We start from the raw sequence: 17,924 nt of genomic DNA on the forward strand, positions 1-17,924 counted from the left end.
CCCGTTTTGAAAAATCCATCAAAAAAAGCTGATAACCCCGTGCATTGCACAGAAGTCATCAGCTCATTGGCGGTTTCGATAAAGATCGGGGGAGAACTTCATTCCCTTTCTGCCTGAGAGTATAGCATCCGAGGCTGATATCGTCAATAGTCAGACGGAAATCCGGAGTATCTTATTTGTTACAGGTGTGCTATGATTAAACAAATCGGCAGGTTACGGGTGAAGCAGTAAAGCGTAATGTGCTGCGACTAAGACCTGGACATATGAGAATGTAAAAATAACGGAGGAGACATCATGGAAGAACCAAGAATTGACAAAACAGTCTATACAGGAAGACCGGAGAACACCGAGGGCCGTCTGGAGAAGGAAATCGCAGTGTACGATTTTCTGGATAGTCTTGGGATTGAATATAAAAGAGCAGATCATGAAGCACTGATGACCATGGAGGCCTGCGAGGCAGTGGATCAGCTTCTGGGAGCGCAGATATGCAAAAATCTTTTTCTCTGCAACCGACAGAAAACGGATTTCTATCTGCTGCTGATGCCGGGAGAGAAGCCGTTTAAAACAAAATTTCTGTCCAAACAGATCGGAACAGCCAGACTTTCCTTTGCAGACGGAGAGCAGATGGAGGAATATCTGAACATTACACCGGGGTCCTTAAGTCTGATGGGACTGATCTTTGATAAAGAAAAGAAGGTACACCTGGTGATCGATAAAGAAGTCCTGGATGAAGAATATTTCGGATGCCATCCGTGTATCAATACTTCCACTCTGTTGATGAAGACCAGTGATGTAAAAGAAAAAATCCTGCCGGCGCTGGGCCACGAATATCAGGTGGTCGAGCTGCCGACAGAATAGAAAATCAACGTATGGGTGTAAAGTCCTTTTTGTTGGACTCTGCTATGATGTAATGGGGGCGCTGCTTGACCTCCATATAGGTTTTGGCTATGTATTGTCCCATGATACCCAGGCAGAAAAGCTGCAGGCCGCCGATGAAGATGATGACACAGATGGTGGAAGCCCAGCCTGGGACCGGATCATCGAAGATCAGCTTTCGGACGATGATGGCTACCAGGACCAGAAAGGAAAAACCGGTCATGGTCGTTCCGAACCAGGAGGCGATGGTCAGCGGTACCTGAGAAAAATTGATGATGCCGCTGACGGCGTATTTAAACAGCTTCCAGAAGTTCCATTTGGTCTCACCGGCTACGCGTTCGATATTTTTGTAGGGGAGCCAGCAGGTGCGGAAACCGATCCAGCCGAAGATTCCCTTGGAGAAGCGGTTGTACTCACTCATGGAGACGATGGCATCCACCATACTGCGCTTCATCAGACGGAAGTCTCTGGCGCCGTCCACAATATCTGCATCCGAGATCTTATTGATCAGCTGATAAAATTTCCGGGCAAAAAAGCTCCGGATAGGTGGCTCTCCGTCACGGCTGACACGTCTGGTGGCAACGCTGTCATATTCTCCGGATTCCAGCTTCTCCAGCATTTCCGGGAGAAGGGACGGCGGATCCTGAAGATCAGCGTCCATTACTGCTACATAATCGCCGCCGGCATTGCAGAAGCCTGCATACATGGCAGCTTCTTTTCCGAAGTTTCTGGAAAAAGAAAGATAGATCACATGAGGATCCTTTTCGGAAAGCTCTTTTAAAATCTCAAGGGTTCTGTCTCTGGAACCGTCATTCACAAAGATCAGCTCATAATCACAGTTCATTTGCCTGAGGACAGAAGTGGCTTCCGGGTAAAAAAGCGGAAGGGATTCTTCCTCATTGAAGCATGGTATAATTAAAGAAATCATTTTTTGCCTCGTTTTCCAGATCATAAAAAATGATCATTTTGGCGGATATCTGTAGTCCGCCTTGGTTTCAGGTTGCTTTTGGATGGGTACTATCATATCATATTTGTCCGGAATCGGCTATAAAACAGGGGATTTTTTTCTTGCACCGCTGTTTTTTTGTGATAAACTGTAAAAAAAGACAAACAAGAGGTGTGATATGCTGGAAAAATTTAACAGCTTTATAGAGAAATGGATGGCTTTTGTGACGCCGGCCTGTCTGCTTACGGGGGTACTGTTTCCGGATATTGCAAAGCATGGCGTGCCCTATGTGACGTATGCTTTTGCATTTATGACCTTTATCGGTGCGCTGAAATCCAGGTTCCGTGATGTAGCAGATGTGTTTAAGCGGCCGCTTCCTCTGATCCTGATGCTGCTGATCCTTCATGTGCTGGGACCGGTGGCCGCCTGCGGTCTGGGACATCTTCTGTTCCCGGGCAATATGAATTATATCACAGGAATGGTGCTGGAATTTTCCGTACCTGCAGCGGTGATCAGTCTGATGTGGGTATCCATTTATAATGGAAACAGTCCACTGTCACTTTCGCTGGTTGTGATCGATACAATCCTGGCTCCCTTTCTGATCCCGGCAGTATTGAAGCTCCTGGTGGGCTCCTGCGTAAAAATGGATACTGTGGGAATGATGAAGGAGCTGGTTTTCATGATCGCTCTGCCGGCAGTCCTTGCCATGTGCCTTAATGAAGTCAGCCATGGAAAGGTTATGGAGACCTGGCCGAAAAAGCTGGCGCCTTTTTCAAAAATGTGCCTGATCTTTGTGGTAACCTCTAACTCCTCCAAGGTTTCTCCTTATATGAAGCATCTTAATGGAGAACGGCTGGAGGTAGCAGCAGCGATCCTGGTCCTGGCAGCAGGGGGATATGCCATTGGCTGGATCATTGCCATTCTTACAAGGCAGAATAAAGCGGCAACGGTTTCCATGATCTATGGTTCCGGAATGCGGAACATCAGCGCCGGTGCGGTGATCGCGGGAGCGTATTTTCCGGCGGAAACATTATTTCCGGTTATGATCGGAACGTTATTTCAGCAGATCCTGGCGGCTTTTTACGGAAGTATGATGCGCCGGATCCAGACCGGACAGCAGGAAAGGGAGAAGGAGCATGGAGTTTCAGCATGAATTGATCATTCCCAATGAAGGATTTCCTTTTAAGCTTTTTCTTTTTGAAGGAAGAAACGGAAATTATGTAAGGGAAAAACACTGGCATACTTCGATCGAGATCTTTGCGGTGATGGAGGGGAGCCTTTATTTCTATATCGATGAGAAAGAGTATCCTCTGAAGGCAGGGGAGTTTCTGATCATTAATTCCAATGAAGTACATTCTATTCAGGCGCCAGTACGTAATGAGACCATCGTACTGCAGATCCCGCTGAAGCAGTTTTCGGATTATTTTACCGCTCAGAGATTTATCCGTTTTCGGAGCAGAAACGAAGAGTCTGAGGAAACAGACAGGCGGATGGTTTCTCTGATCCGGGAGATGTATCGGGTGTACGTATCCGGGGAAACGGGGTACGAATTCCGTATCAGGGCAGTGTTCTATGAAGTCCTTTATCTTATGGTTTCTGCATACAGGGAAACAGAGGTGGAGGAGAATGCGCTGAAGATCAGCCGCAGATTGGATGCTTTGTCAAAAATAACCACTTATATGCGGGAGCATTACAAGGAGGATCTCAGGCTTTCCGGACTTGCAGCCATGTTCGGATATTCCGATGCATATCTGTCAAGAATGTTCCGGAAATATGCGAAGGTCAATTTTAAGACATATTTACAGGATATCCGCATGGCATACGCCTATAAGGAGCTTTTGCATACAGATCATACCATCAGCTCTATCGCACTTGACAACGGGTTTGCAAGCAGCAGGGCTTTTTCCAGGGAATTTGTAAAGCGTTACGGGATCCTGCCGGGAAGAGTGGAGCGTCAGAATCATAAAAATGTCAAAAAAGTGCTATGAATGAGTCAAGAAAAGCGGCGAAAAGCATACCATGATGTGGTATGCTTTTTTCAGTTCAAAACGAAGATACAGAGAAGCTGTGAAACAGTAATTTTGTAAGGAGGGTTAAATCGTGAAAATTCAGAAAGTAACAGATCCGGCTTTCCGCAGATACGGAAAGGTTCTGGAGGGATACAATTTCGGTCCGCTTCTGAAGGAGATGAAGCATACACCGGTTCCGGAGGATGTGGTATATGTTCCGTCAGCAGAGGAGCTGGAAGCTCTCGATGTGGAAAAAGAGCTGAAAAACAGAGCGTTTGGTGGATTACCTGTCCAGATCGGATATTGCAATGGTCACAATAAAAAGCTGAATGCCCTGGAATATCATCGGAATTCCGAGATCAATGTAGCAGTGACAGATCTTGTACTGCTTATCGGACATCAGCAGGATATAGAAGAGGATCTTACATACGATACCTCAAAGGTGGAGGCATTTCTGGTACCGGCAGGAACTGGGATCGAGGTTTATGCCACAACGCTCCACTATGCACCGTGTCATGTGAATGAGAGTGGATTTCAGTGTGTAGTTGTTCTTCCGAGAGGAACCAACACAGAGATTGATTTTCCGATGTCAGGGGACGGAGAGGACGGTCTGATGACAGCCAGAAATAAATGGCTTATCGCTCATGAGGATGCGAAGATCGAAGGCGCATTCAACGGATTGAAGGGTGAAAATATCACACTTGACTGATTTTGGGTGAAGTGAATAGTTACAAACGAACAATAATATCACCGGTGGAAAATCTGCCGGATATAAAAAGGAGAATGAAGATTATGAACAACATGCCAGAAGTTAAGATCGGAATCGTTGCAGTCAGCAGAGATTGTTTTCCGGAAAGCCTTTCCGTAAACAGGAGAAAAGCTCTTGTAGACGCTTACACAAAGAAATACGATGCAAAGGATATCTACGAATGTCCGGTCTGTATCGTAGAGAGTGAGATCCATATGGTCCAGGCTCTGGAGGATATCAAAAAAGCAGGCTGTAACGCACTCTGTGTATATCTTGGAAACTTCGGACCGGAGATTTCTGAGACCCTTCTTGCAAAGCATTTCGAGGGACCGAAGATGTTTATCGCAGCAGCTGAGGAAACACAGGATAATCTCTGCCAGGGACGTGGAGATGCTTACTGCGGTATGCTGAATGCAAGCTACAACCTGCAGCTTCGTAATGTAAAAGCCTATATTCCGGAGTATCCGGTAGGTGATGCAGAGGACTGTGCGGATATGATCCATGAATTCCTTCCTATCGCAAGAGCGATCGAGGGATTGAGCAACCTGAAGATCATCAGCTTCGGACCGCGTCCTACAAACTTCCTTGCCTGCAATGCACCGATCAAACAGCTTTACAACCTTGGCGTTGAGATCGAGGAGAACTCAGAACTGGATCTTTTCGAGGCATTCAACAAGCATGAAGGTGATGAAAGGATCCCGGCGATCGTAAAAGAGATGGAAGAAGAGCTTGGTGCGGGAAACAAGAAACCTGAGATCCTTCCGAAGCTTGCACAGTACGAGCTGACTCTGAAGGACTGGGTAAGAGATCATAAAGGATATCGTAAATATGTAACACTGACAGGAAAATGCTGGCCTGCATTCCAGACACAGTTTGGATTTGTTCCATGTTATGTAAACAGTCGTCTGACAGCACAGGGCATTCCAGTATCCTGTGAGGTTGATATCTATGGTACATTAAGTGAGTTTATTGGACAGGTAGTAAGTGATGATATCGTTACACTTCTTGATATCAACAATTCCGTTCCGAAGGATATGTACAAAGAATCTATTGAAGGAAAATTCAACTATACACTTCAGGATACCTTTATGGGATTCCATTGTGGAAACACAGCATCCAGCAAGCTGTCCTTCTGTGAGATGAAATATCAGATGATCATGGCAAGATCCCTTCCGATCGAGGTTACAAACGGAACTCTTGAGGGAGATATCAAGCCTGGAGATATCACCTTCTATCGTCTGCAGAGTACAGCGGACAACAAGCTTCGTGCATATATCGCACACGGCGAGGTTCTTCCGGTTGCAACACGTTCCTTCGGTGCTATCGGTGTATTTGCAATTCCGGAGATGGGACGTTTCTACCGTCACGTGCTGATCGAGGGAGGATTCCCGCATCACGGTGCTGTAGCATTCGGACATCACGGAAAAGCTCTCTTCGAGGTGTTCAAATACATTGGTGTACCGGTTGAAGAGATCGGTTACAATCAGCCGGCAGGCGTGAGATATCCGACAGAGAATCCTTGGAGATAATTAAAACAGGCAGGTAAGATCATCCGTACGTGCTGCCTGATACAAGCAAGTCCCCACTCACTGCTTATTGCTTTTCGTAACCCCGCAGGGGACGTTCTTGATTTGGTTAAATACGATTCAGAAACCGCGGGCTCTCAGGCGTGCAGGCGTTGCGAACTGAGGGCTGCGGTTTCTGTATTTACAGGAGGAAAAATTACTATGTATTATATTGGCGTTGATCTTGGAACTTCCGCTGTAAAGCTTCTTCTTATGGAAGGATCCGGAAAGATCTGCAACATCGTATCAAAAGAATATCCGCTGTTTTTTCCACATCCGGGCTGGTCTGAGCAGAATCCGGAGGACTGGTTCGCTCAGAGTATGGAAGGGATCAAAGAGCTCACAGAAGGGATTGACCGCAAAGAAGTAGCAGGAATCGGTTTTGGCGGCCAGATGCACGGTCTTGTAACTCTGGATAAAGATGACAATGTGATCCGTCCGGCGATTCTCTGGAATGATGGCCGTACCGGCGAGGAGACAGAATACCTGAATTCAGTCATCGGAAAAGATAAACTTTCTCAGTACACAGCAAACATTGCATTTGCAGGCTTCACTGCACCAAAGATCCTCTGGATGCAGAAGCATGAACCTGAGAATTTTAAAAAGGTTGTAAAGATCATGCTTCCGAAGGATTATCTTGCCTATCGCTTAAGCGGATCCTTCTGCACAGATGTATCCGATGCTTCCGGTATGCTTCTTCTGGATGTGAAGAACCGCTGCTGGTCAAAGGAAATGCTTGAGATCTGCCATATCACAGAGGAACAGCTTCCGAAGCTGTACGAGAGCTGGCAGGTAGTCGGAAACCTGAAAGCGGAAGTTGCAAAAGAGCTTGGCTTCTCAGAGGATGTGAAGGTTGTAGCAGGTGCAGGCGACAATGCTGCGGCAGCTGTCGGAACAGGAACGGTTGGCGATGGCCAGTGCAACATTTCCCTTGGAACATCCGGTACGATCTTTATTTCCAGCAAAGATTTCGGAGTGGATGAAAACAATGCACTGCATTCCTTTGACCATGCAGATGGAAGCTATCATCTGATGGGATGCATGTTAAGCGCTGCTTCCTGCAACAAATGGTGGTCAGAGGAGATCCTTAAGACAAAGGATTTCGCGGCAGAGCAGGCACCGATCCAAAAGCTTGGCGAGAATCAGGTATTCTTCCTTCCATATCTGATGGGAGAGAGATCTCCGCATAACAACCCGGATGCAAGAGGCGTATTTTTCGGAATGTCCATGGATACCACGAGAGCAGATATGACCCAGGCAGTTCTGGAAGGAGTTGCTTTCGGACTTCGTGATTCTCTGGAGGTTGCAAGAAGCCTCGGGATCCATATTGAGCGCACCAAGATCTGCGGCGGCGGAGCCAAGAGCCCTCTTTGGAAAAAGATCATTGCAAATGTGATGAACCTGAAGGTGGATGTGCCGGAGAATGAGGAAGGTCCGTCCATGGGCGGTGCAATGCTGGCAGCAGTAGGCTGCGGTGAATACCCGGATGTGGAAACGATCTGTAATAAGCTGGTCAGGGTAGTAGATACGGTAGAACCGGAACCGGAGCTGGTTGCAAAATATGAAGAAAAATACCGGAAATTCCGCAAACTGTATCCGGCAATGAAAGAGCTGTTCAGATAACAGCCATTTTCACAGATAAATATTGTTCTGCTTTATAGGTATGGAGCACTAAACGGTTAAAGATCAGGAGCATGTCACAGCTCCTGATTTTTTCTGTACTGTCTTGGTGTACAGCCCTTGATTTTCGTAAAGACCTTTGTGTAATAATTAGAGTCCGAAAAACCGGACAGTAGTCCTGATTCCGTAATAGAACAGGAGGGATTTTCCAGATATTCCAGGCTGCGTTCAATGCGGTATTCCTGGATGTATCCGAAGAGAGTGATATTCATACATTTTTTGAAAAGCCGGCTGCATTCGCTGGGACTTAAGTGGATCAGGTCTGCAACATCATTCAGGAGAATCTTTTCAGAGTAGTGTTCTGCGATATAGGACATGATCTGACGGATGCGGCGGTAGTTTTCTTCATCCTGACCGGATGGAAGAGTTGCCTGGGAGATCGTATTTTCATACAAGATTTTCCAGAAGTGCTGCAGTTTGGCGATGATCTCAAATTCATACATGGGTTTCCGGCTACTGTCCAGGTCGATGATGTCACGGATATCTTTTATGGCCTCGGAATGCCATTTACAGGATAGATCAAGCGGTACAGCGGACAGGGAAAAGCTTCGGAGGATCGGTTCTGTATATTTCTGGAAAAGAAGGCTTCCCGAAAATCCGTAGATCAGTTTGGGGTCAAAGGTTATGGGGATATACTGACAGTCCTGATCCTGATACATATATCCGGCATGAAGGGCATTGGCATTGCCAAAGATTGCCTGTCCCTCTTTCAGGTGAAAGGTATTCTGATTGATCTTGTAGAGCATTTCGCCTTTTTTTATATAGGTAAGCTCGATCTCCGGATGCCAGTGCCACAGAAAGGAACCGGTCTCATAGCCGGAAAGCCGCTCGTAGCTTACCAGGAATGGGAAGGAGCTGTCTCCGTGTTTTTTCAGTTCTTTTCCGGCGGGATCTGTGATGATCTGCAAGGTGTTACCTCCTTCCTTCTGTGCGCGGATTCTGAAGTGTATATCTGCTTTTCATAGTGGAATTTATTTTATCAGAAAAGGCAGAAAATGCAAAGGGATATTCCGGGATCACCACAAAATAATACGGTTTTTACACAAAATTGTTATGGACAGAAAAGACGGGACTGTTATAATAAAAGTACATGAAGCGTTACTATTCACTGGTGATATTCTGCGCATTGCGAAGTGTGTTGCTGAGAACGGAGTGAACAGTAACCATGAAGCGTGACAGAGCGGAAGATTTTTTCAGGTTCTTCCGGATCTGGGGTGTAAACTATATAACAGGAGGAAGAAAAAATGGGAACAATTAAAATTCCGGCAGCAGAAGTGCTGAAAAAAATCTATGGCGAGACAGAGGAGAGCAGCGCCCGTTATACCAATCTTGCTGTGAATTTCGAGAAGAAATATCATCATGACAAGGCAGAGTTTTTTACTGCTCCGGGCCGTACGGAGATCATTGGCAACCATGTTGATCATAACGGCGGTCAGATCATTGCGGCAAGTATTGATCTGGATACCATCGGTGCTGCTTATCCAAACGGAACCAATGTGATCCATATGATCAGTGAGGGTTACAAACAGGAAGTAGTTGTTGATCTTGACAAGCTCAGCACAGAAACCTATACAAAAGGTACAGATGCTCTTGTTGCAGGTATTATGGAGTATATGCAGAAAAAAGGCTATGCTACCGGTGGATTTGACGCTTATGTTTCCACCAAGGTTATTGCCGCTGCAGGTGTAAGCTCCTCTGCTTCCTTTGAGATGCTTGTATGTGCGATCACCAATTATTTCTTTAATGAAGGTAAGCTGGAGTATGGCGAGTATGCGAGAGCAGGTCAGTATGCTGAGAATGTTTACTGGAAAAAGGCTTCCGGTCTGATGGACCAGATGGCTTGTGCTGCCGGTGGCCCGATCCTTCTGGATTTCTCTGATAAAGAGAATATCAGCTGTGAGAAGATTGCATTTTCCTTTGAGGATATGGGCTGCAGACTTGTGATCGTAAATACCGGTAAGGGCCATGCAGATCTCAGTGAGGAATATTCCTCTATTCCTATGGAGATGCGTGAGGCTGCGAAGGCTATGGGCGTAGAGCTTCTCTGTGAGTCCAGTATGGAGAATCTTCTGGCACATGTGAAGGATATTCCGAATGACCGTGCTGTTCTTCGTGCGATGCATTTTTATGAAGAGAACAGACGTGTTGCAGATGCTGTGAAGGCTGTTGAGAATAAAGACGGTGAGGGATTCCTGCGCCTTCTTGAAGAGTCTGGTAATTCTTCCTGGGAGTGGCTGCAGAACTGTTATTCTCTACAGAATTGCAAGGAGCAGAAGATTACGTTGAGTCTGGCGCTTACCAAGCTGTTTCTGAATAAGATCGGTGCTGGTATCTGCAGAGTTCATGGTGGTGGTTTTGCAGGAGTTATCATGTGCGTGCTTCCAATCGAGAACGCAGATGCGTATGTGGACTATATGGCTCAGTATGTTGGAAGGGAAAATGTCTATCCGATGAATATCAGGAGTACAGGGGCTGTTCATGTTGAGTGATTTTTGACGGCATAACGAACGTCATGGAGGGCGATTCGTTTCCGAATGCGGCTTTGGCGGCATCCGGAAATGAACCGCCCTTTGCGCTGTACTATGATTTTTTATTTTTTAATCAAAATTTTATGATTTGTTTCTGATTTAAATTTATGGGTTATGGTATAATGAGAAAAATTTTAAGAGAGTATTAAAAAAGAATTTGCAGAAGTTTTCAAGGTGATGTTTCTGGAGTTGTTTTGAGTTTTGTTTTTTTCATTATATTTCATAAGAAAGGTTTGACATATTTATGAGCAGAAGAGAGTTTCTTGAGGTTTTACGGGGGCAGCTGTCCGGACAGATGACCCAGGGGAGAGCTGCGGCTCATGTGCGGTATTATGAGGATTACATTCAGTCTCAGGTCCGGAACGGCCGAAGTGAATCAGATGTTCTGGCAGAACTGGGGGATCCCAGGCTGATTGCCAAGACTTTGATTGATACAGATGACAGTGCAGCTGTTTATGATGAGTCCGGTTATTCTGAAGAGAGCTACGGTGCAGATGATTATGCGGATAATGGGACGGAGAGCAGTGCCGGAAAGACAAGAAGCTTTAAACTGGATCTGAGTACATGGTATGGGAAGGCGATCGTGATCGCCATTGCAGCGTTAATTGTGATACTTTTAACAACTGTTTTGGTGGCAGTTGCTCCATTTTTGATAATTTTTGGTATAGTTTTGTATTTAATATCCTGGTACAGGAAGAAAAAAGTGTAATTGTTCCACAACAGCTGTGAGTTAAAGACAATTTCCGTGTAATGAAATGGATTGCTTGTGAAAAAAGTATTTATAAGATTTGCATAAAAAATATGTGTTTGGTCTTGATTTATAGTGGATTTTACTGTATAATCTGGATTAACAAGTTGAGATTGTGTCTGTTTTGTATAAAAACAGATGATGCCATTGAGAAGAGAGAACGGCAGAAGATATACATCGAAGGATGTGTTATTTTCTGCCGATTTTTTTATCTGTTTTTTATGGAAGGTGATCAGAATGGATTGCCTTATTGGGGTGCGGTAAATTGTATAAAATAGATAAAAAAACAATTGTTATTAAATGATAATTGTATAAAATAAATAAAGAAATATTGAAAAATAGAGAAATAGCTGTTGATTATATGTAAGAAATATGTTATCATTTGGTAAAAAGTTGGTAAAGATAACAAATACGCAAATACAAAGGAGGGTAGTGAGAGGGCATTTTTGACAGCAGAACGTAAATGAGAGTTTTGCTTAATGTATTGGGGTAATTGCTGGAAGATATAACGGAAATGTTTTTCAGCAGAATGTGTAATGAGCAACATGATCAGCACTGTCAGGGGGACAGAGATATCGTGATGATGCAGCTGATCGGTAGTACGTAAATTTATGAAAAGCAGGTGATATACAATGAAAAGTAAAAAATCTTTTTTCAGGACAGTGGAGCCTTATCTCTATCTGGTTCCTGTAATGATCCTTTTTATACTGTTTGTATTCTGGCCGTTCGTTAAGACGATCCAGCTGAGCTTTGCCAGAACCACACCTCTTGGTCAGGTGGCACAGTATGTAGGACTTGACAACTATACGAATATTTTTACAGATGGAACGTTCCTTAACAGTTTGGTGACAACACTGAAATTTTCTGTTATGCGAGTTATCCTTTCTATTGTGCTCGGTTTTATACTGGCGATCATCAGTACAGAGAAGATCAGGGCAAAGGGATTTTTCCGTACTGTATATGCACTTCCGATGGCTATTTCCGCAGCAGCGGCATCTGTAGTGTTCATGTTTATTTTCCACAGCTCTCTGGGTATCCTGAACAGGGCTCTCGGAACTCATATCGGATGGCTGACAGATAAGAAATATGCACTGATCGCAGTTACGATCGTTAGTGTATGGATGGCGATCGGTATGAATTTCATTTACCTTACTGCAGCGATCCAGAGTGTACCGGCTGAGCTTTATGAGAGCGTTGCCCTGGATGGAGCGAATTTCTTCCAGAAGCACCGTCATGTAACGATTCCGTCAATCTCTCCGACACTGTTCTTCCTTCTCATCATCAATGTCATCAACTCCGTACAGGCATACGCAGAGTTCAAGATGATGACCCAGGGCGGACCGGCAGAGAGTACCAACGTTATCGTGTATGAGATTTACCAGGAGGCATTTATCAACAGCCGTTTCGGTGTGGCCTGTTCAGAATCCGTAATTCTGTTTGTTATTTTGATCATCCTGACTGCACTGCAGTTTAGACTGGAAAAGAAGGTGACCTACTGATGAAAGAAAAACCATATGTAAAAGTGGCGATGTATGCGCTGAATATTATTTTTGCAATTATTATTATTGTTCCTGTTATCTACTGTTTCAATGTTAGTATGATGGATCTGAAGGAGATCTACGGCGGAAAGTTCTGGCCGTCCCATCTGACTATCGAGAACTACACAAGAGCATTTCAGCTTGCACCGTTCTTTACCTTCATTAAGAACTCACTGATCGTATCCGGTGTTATCACATTTGCTCAGGTCGTTACAGGTGCTCTTGCAGCATATGCTTTTGCAATGATGGAGTTCAAAGGCAAAAAGGTCCTGTTCTATATTATGCTGGCAACCATGATGATCCCGAGCCAGGCGATCATCATCGCAAACTACCTGACTATTGCTGACTGGGGTATCCGTAATACATACGCAGCGCTGATCCTTCCTAATGCAGCAGCAGCTTTTGCGGTATTCAACATGCGTCAGGCATTCCTGACACTGCCGAAGGAGATCCATGAGGCGGCAGAGATTGACGGATGTACAAATTTCAAGTTCTTATATACCATCGGTGTTCCGCTTATCAAACCATCACTGGGTGCTCTGATCATCTATGTATTCCTTCAGAGCTGGAACTACTATCTGTGGCCACTGCTTGTAACAGACAGTGTAAATATGAGAACGGTTCAGATCGGTCTTGGTATGCTTCAGGGGGCTGAGGCAACAGACTTCCGACCGGTTATGGCTGGCGCTATGGTTATCCTGATTCCGTCGATCCTTGTATTTATCATTGGTCAGAAGCAGATGATCAGTGGTCTGACAGCAGGTGCTGTTAAGGGTTGATCCAATCACATAAGAGCAAGTAGCAAAAATGTTAATTTGTCCGACCTGTATTGGGGCGGGTCGGACCATTATAAAAGGAGGGTTTCTATATGAACAACAAAAAATGGATGGCGATTCTTTTAGGAGGAATCATGGCTGCATCTCTGGCAGCTCCGTGCTCAGTAAGTGCAGCTGAGAAAACAACACTTACATTCTGGCATGCAATGGGCGGCACAAACGGTGAGGTGCTTCAGCAGATCGTGGATGATTTCAACGCATCCCAGGATGAGATTGAGATTAAAGCTGAGTATCAGGGAACCTATGATGATACCATCACAAAACTGAAAGCTGCTATGCAGAGTGACTCCGGTCTTCCGGATGTCTGCCAGATGTATGACGTAGGAACAAAGTTCATGTATGACAGTGGTGCTGTCATTCCTGTAGAAGACAAATTTGAGAGCACAGGCTATGATAAGAGCTCTGTTATGGAGGTTATCAGCAGCTACTATACCGTAGACGGCAAGCAGTATGCAATGCCATTTAACGTATCCACACCTATGCTGTATTACAACAAAGACGTATTTGAGGCAGCAGGACTTGATCCTGAAACTCCGCCAACAACTTATGATGAGGTTCTTGAGGATGCCAAGAAGATCGTAGAGAGCGGAGCAGCTCCGGTTGGTTATTCACAGGCTATTTACGGATGGTTCTTTGAGCAGCAGCTTGCAGGACTTGGTGTAACATACGGAAACAATGACAATGGACGTAAAGAGGCAGTTACAGCTGTTGATTTTGATTCCAACGGCGGCGGCCTGAAAGTATTTGATATGTGGAAAAAGCTGTATGATTCCGGATATTTCGAAGATTACGGAACAACAACAGCAGATACTCAGACAGCATTCTTCTCCGGACAGGTTGGTATGATCATCGAGTCTACTGCTATCCTGAAAAATGCAGTTGATTCTTCTCCGTTCGAAGTTGGTACAGGATATCTTCCGAGAATCGAGCAGAATGATGAAGGCGGTGTTATCATCGGTGGTGGATCCCTGTGGCTTACAGATACAGGCAACGAAGCTAACGAAGATGCAGCATGGAAATTCATCGAGTACATCACAACTCCTGATGTACAGGCTAAATGGTCCATGGGTACAGGATACTTTGCGATCAACGAGAAAGCTTATGAGACAGAGGATATGAAGGCTTACCTCAAAGAAAACCCGAACTTCGAGACAGCTATCAACCAGCTGAAGGATTCTCCTGTAAACTGCAATACAGCAGGTGTTCTCTCAGGTGTACAGACAGAAGCCCGTCTTACATTCAACGAGATCATGCCGCAGGTATATGATGGCAAGCTTACAACTCAGGACGCTGTTGATCAGCTTGCAGCTTCTGTAAACAAAGCGATCGAGAACTATAACGAGTCTATTAAATAATCAGAATGCCCTCTGATCAGTAGATAGAGCAACAGATAGGGATACCGCCGCTGGGCGCCGGTATCCCTGCTGTTTTACATGCTGTGAGACTACAGATCATGTATATCCGGGGTATAGGATCATATGAAAAACTGCGTAGTGAGACGGACGGAGTGAGTCCGGCTGACTAGACAGCTTTCGAATGGAGTGAGTGTGGCCTGCGGCGTTCGTGCAAGGCAAAATGAAGTGATGCGCTATTGGCGTTATCACCGGCAGAAAATAATGTTACAACAGGAAAGGAGCAAATTTATGGGCGGAATTCTCGGAGCATGTAATGCAATATCGGATTATTTGCACACTTTAAATATGGGATCGACGCTGTTTCGGCTGATTCTTGCGATGTTTCTTGGATGTCTGATCGGTATTGATCGTGGAATGAAGAAGCGTGTGGCAGGTGTAAAAACACATATGATCGTCTGTATGGGGGCAACTTTGGTTATGATGACGGGCGATTTTATCCATGTATATTCTAATGGGGCAGGAATCGGAGATACTGCACGACTTGGCGCACAGGTTGTCAGCGGGATTGGTTTTCTTGGAGTGGGAACTATCATTGTGACCGGACAGAGACATGTATCCGGTCTTACGACAGCAGCCAGTCTTTGGACTTCTGCGTGTATCGGACTTGCTGTGGGAATCGGCTTTTACAGCGGTGCGATCTTTACCACGCTGGGGCTTATTCTGGTGTTCAAATATGCGAAATATATAGAGGTTTATGTGGAAGAGCATTCCAATACCTATGACGTATATATGGAGTTTGAAAATGAAGACAAGATGAGTATGGTCATAAAGAAGCTCCGGGAAGAGGACATCATGATCTCCAACGTAGTTATCATCAAAAAGAGATCCAAAACACAGAGTGTGGTGATCCAGGCAACAATGGAGGCTGCCAAATGGAAAGCACGCCATACTGTATTTCGTGAGGTAAGACAGCAGGAAGGAGTTATTTCTGTGGAGGAAATATGATCGGGAATCGGGAATACAATGAAACTTATCATGTTTTTGAGAAAGTTAAGAGCATGTTAAAGAAAAAACGATGTATTTTACGAAAAATGCACTTGAAATATGAAGAATAGTCTGATACAATGAATACAAAGTGAAGAAGGAATCTGATTCAGCTTGCTGAATACAGAGAATGCCATTGAGAACAGAGACCGGCATGAAGACACATGGATAAGTGTGTTTTTATGCCGGCTATTTTTATGCGCAAATGTTAATGTTTCAAAAGGATTACAAGGGTTACAAAGGGTTACGGCATAAAAATAATGGCATATTCACTTGAAAGATTGCTGTTCGTAAGCAGTACTCCTCGCAGAATATATACCTGCGGACGGCAATGCTTGTGTTGCAACGGATATTCTGCTGTTTCCGGCGCAGAGAAAGCCGGGGACAGTTCAGAAGATCCGCAAACAGGAAAGGAGAAACAGATCTATGTATGATGTGATCATTATCGGAGCAGGAGTTTCCGGAGCGGCAGCGGCGAGAGAGCTTTCAAGATATCGGCTGAAAATCTGCGTTCTGGAGCGAGAAGAGGATGTATGCTGTGGAACTTCCAAGGCAAACAGCGGAATCGCTCATTCCGGTTATGATGCAGAACCGGGAAGCCTTATGGCGGAACTGAATGTGAAGGGCAGCAATATGATGGGACAGCTTTCGAAGGAACTGGATTTTCCTTTTAAACAGACGGGTTCATTGACTGTCTGTACGACTGAGAATGGAATCGCCATGCTGCATAAGCTGCGTGAAAGAGGACTGAAAAACGGAGTAGAGGGACTGAGGATCCTTGACAGAGAAGAGGCACTTGCCATGGAGCCGAATCTGTCTGATCAGGTGCTGGCAGCGCTGTATGCACCGACAGCCGGAATTGTCTGTCCCTTTGAGCTGAACATTGCAATGGCAGAGAATGCATATAACAATGGTGTGGAATTTAAATTTGACACAGAAGTAAAGAACATCCGAAAACAGGAAAAAGGTTTTGTTGTGGAAACCTCAAAGGGTGATTTTGAGACAGGCTGTATCGTCAATGCTGCCGGTGTCTATGCGGATGTTTTTCATAATATGGTAAGTGAGAAAAAACTGCATATCACTCCTCGTAAGGGTGAGTATATGCTTCTTGATAAAAGTGCAGGAACACATGTGAATCATACGATCTTTGCACTTCCAAATAAGAACGGAAAAGGAGTTCTGGTAACACAGACTGTTCACGGTAATCTTCTGATCGGGCCTACAGCTACGGATCTGGAGGATCGGGAGGAAACAGCGACTACCTCAGAGGGGATGGAGGAAGTAAGTGTCAAATCCCGGAAAACAGTAAAGGATATTCCACTGCGGAAGGTGATCACAAGCTTTGCAGGGCTTCGAGCTATCGAGGACGGTATGGATTTTGTGATCGAAGAGGTGGAGGATGCTCCAGGATTTATCGATTGTGCAGGAATCGCATCTCCGGGACTTACCAGCTCACCGGCCATTGGCTGTATGGTTGCTGACATCGTAAAAGAAAAATTACATCCGGAAATAAATCCGGATTTTGATCCGGTGAGAAAAGGGATCCTGGATCCGTCAGAGCTTTCTCTGGAAGAAAGAAATGAGCTGATCAAAAGATCACCGGAATATGGAAATATCATCTGCAGATGCGAGATGATCTCTGAGGGAGAGATCCTGGATGCGATCCGAAGACCGCTTGGAGCGAAATCCCTGGACGGAGTAAAACGCCGTACAAGAGCAGGAATGGGAAGATGTCAGTCAGGCTTCTGCTCTCCCAGAACAATGGAAATCCTCAGCCGAGAGCTTGGCATTTCCATGGAGGAGATCACAAAAACAGGCGGAGCTTCCAGACTGATCGAAGGAATCAACAAGAAAATTGCAGAGGAGGGCGAGAACCATGAATGATAAGATTATGGTGAAGAGAGATATCGTGATCATAGGCGGAGGCCCTGCAGGACTGGCAGCAGCCCTGGCTGCAAAGAAAGAGGGAGCAGAGAGTATCCTGATCCTGGAACGTGATAAGGAACTGGGCGGGATCCTGAATCAGTGTATCCATAATGGATTTGGCCTTC

At 45.2% G+C, this 17,924-nt stretch carries 16 protein-coding genes and 1 riboswitch; of the genes, 14 read left to right on the plus strand and 2 right to left on the minus strand.

Annotation, left to right across the window (positions count from 1 at the left end; translation table 11 throughout):
- Positions 1-42: 42 nt before the first annotated feature.
- Positions 43-115: riboswitch (Fluoride riboswitch) on the minus strand.
- A gap of 179 nt (positions 116-294) precedes the next feature.
- Complete coding sequence (locus ABCM67_RS13335; protein WP_021651853.1) at positions 295-858, plus strand: prolyl-tRNA synthetase associated domain-containing protein; 564 nt, start codon at positions 295-297, stop codon at positions 856-858.
- A gap of 4 nt (positions 859-862) precedes the next feature.
- On the opposite strand, the gene ABCM67_RS13340 is transcribed toward ABCM67_RS13335, so the two are convergent.
- Positions 863-1,804: a glycosyltransferase family 2 protein gene (locus tag ABCM67_RS13340; RefSeq protein ID WP_015527465.1), complete on the minus strand. Its 942-nt coding sequence runs from the start codon at positions 1,802-1,804 to the stop codon at positions 863-865.
- A gap of 196 nt (positions 1,805-2,000) precedes the next feature.
- On the opposite strand from ABCM67_RS13340, the gene ABCM67_RS13345 reads away from it, so the two are divergent.
- The 5 genes from ABCM67_RS13345 to xylB all read left to right on the plus strand — a co-directional run bounded on the left by ABCM67_RS13345 (position 2,001) and on the right by xylB (position 7,767).
- On the plus strand, positions 2,001-2,975 hold the full coding sequence (locus ABCM67_RS13345) for a bile acid:sodium symporter family protein (protein ID WP_147602818.1): 975 nt from the start codon (positions 2,001-2,003) through the stop codon (positions 2,973-2,975).
- Entirely contained in the window at positions 2,959-3,810 is an 852-nt protein-coding gene (locus tag ABCM67_RS13350) for an AraC family transcriptional regulator (protein WP_015527463.1), read from the plus strand. The genes ABCM67_RS13345 and ABCM67_RS13350 overlap by 17 nt, the downstream gene beginning before the upstream one ends.
- A 112-nt stretch (positions 3,811-3,922) precedes the next feature.
- Entirely contained in the window at positions 3,923-4,540 is a 618-nt protein-coding gene (locus tag ABCM67_RS13355) for a DUF4867 family protein (protein ID WP_021651856.1), read from the plus strand.
- Between the two features lie 83 nt (positions 4,541-4,623).
- Positions 4,624-6,108: an L-fucose/L-arabinose isomerase family protein gene (locus ABCM67_RS13360; protein WP_015527462.1), complete on the plus strand. Its 1,485-nt coding sequence runs from the start codon at positions 4,624-4,626 to the stop codon at positions 6,106-6,108.
- A 198-nt stretch (positions 6,109-6,306) separates the two neighbouring features.
- A complete protein-coding gene (gene xylB, locus ABCM67_RS13365; RefSeq protein WP_015527461.1) occupies positions 6,307-7,767 on the plus strand; it encodes a xylulokinase in 1,461 nt (486 codons plus the stop codon).
- Positions 7,768-7,841: 74 nt separating this feature from the next.
- Here xylB and ABCM67_RS13370 read toward each other — a convergent pair whose 3' ends face one another.
- Positions 7,842-8,732 carry an AraC family transcriptional regulator gene (locus tag ABCM67_RS13370; protein ID WP_021651859.1) on the minus strand — a complete coding sequence of 297 codons (891 nt, stop codon included), beginning with the start codon at positions 8,730-8,732 and terminating at the stop codon, positions 7,842-7,844.
- Between the two features lie 336 nt (positions 8,733-9,068).
- On the opposite strand from ABCM67_RS13370, the gene ABCM67_RS13375 reads away from it, so the two are divergent.
- From ABCM67_RS13375 to ABCM67_RS13410, 8 genes are all read left to right on the plus strand, one after another.
- Positions 9,069-10,313 (plus strand): galactokinase family protein, encoded by a 1,245-nt coding sequence (locus ABCM67_RS13375; protein ID WP_015527457.1) that lies wholly within the window; start codon positions 9,069-9,071, stop codon positions 10,311-10,313.
- A gap of 283 nt (positions 10,314-10,596) precedes the next feature.
- Positions 10,597-11,061, plus strand: coding sequence for a DUF1700 domain-containing protein (locus tag ABCM67_RS13380; protein WP_021651862.1), 465 nt, complete (start codon positions 10,597-10,599; stop codon positions 11,059-11,061).
- Between the two features lie 671 nt (positions 11,062-11,732).
- Positions 11,733-12,599, plus strand: coding sequence for a sugar ABC transporter permease (locus ABCM67_RS13385; RefSeq protein ID WP_022426943.1), 867 nt, complete (start codon positions 11,733-11,735; stop codon positions 12,597-12,599).
- The gene (locus tag ABCM67_RS13390; protein WP_021651865.1) at positions 12,599-13,417 is read left to right on the plus strand and encodes a carbohydrate ABC transporter permease; all 819 of its coding nucleotides are present in this window, start codon (positions 12,599-12,601) and stop codon (positions 13,415-13,417) included. The genes ABCM67_RS13385 and ABCM67_RS13390 overlap by 1 nt, the downstream gene beginning before the upstream one ends.
- Positions 13,418-13,506: 89 nt before the next feature.
- Entirely contained in the window at positions 13,507-14,829 is a 1,323-nt protein-coding gene (locus ABCM67_RS13395; RefSeq protein WP_015527452.1) for an ABC transporter substrate-binding protein, read from the plus strand.
- 288 nt (positions 14,830-15,117) lie between these two features.
- On the plus strand, positions 15,118-15,834 hold the full coding sequence (locus ABCM67_RS13400) for an MgtC/SapB family protein (RefSeq protein ID WP_022426944.1): 717 nt from the start codon (positions 15,118-15,120) through the stop codon (positions 15,832-15,834).
- A 465-nt stretch (positions 15,835-16,299) separates the two neighbouring features.
- Positions 16,300-17,757: an NAD(P)/FAD-dependent oxidoreductase gene (locus ABCM67_RS13405; RefSeq protein WP_147602819.1), complete on the plus strand. Its 1,458-nt coding sequence runs from the start codon at positions 16,300-16,302 to the stop codon at positions 17,755-17,757.
- Between the two features lie 7 nt (positions 17,758-17,764).
- Positions 17,765-17,924, plus strand: a 160-nt coding sequence (locus ABCM67_RS13410) for an FAD-dependent oxidoreductase (RefSeq protein ID WP_342992915.1), incomplete at its 3' end; no start/stop codon positions are given.

Origin of the sequence: Blautia sp. 2227st1_G12_2227SCRN_220401 (assembly GCF_039062885.1) — a bacterium.
GTDB classification, from domain to species: domain Bacteria; phylum Bacillota; class Clostridia; order Lachnospirales; family Lachnospiraceae; genus Blautia_A; species Blautia_A fusiformis.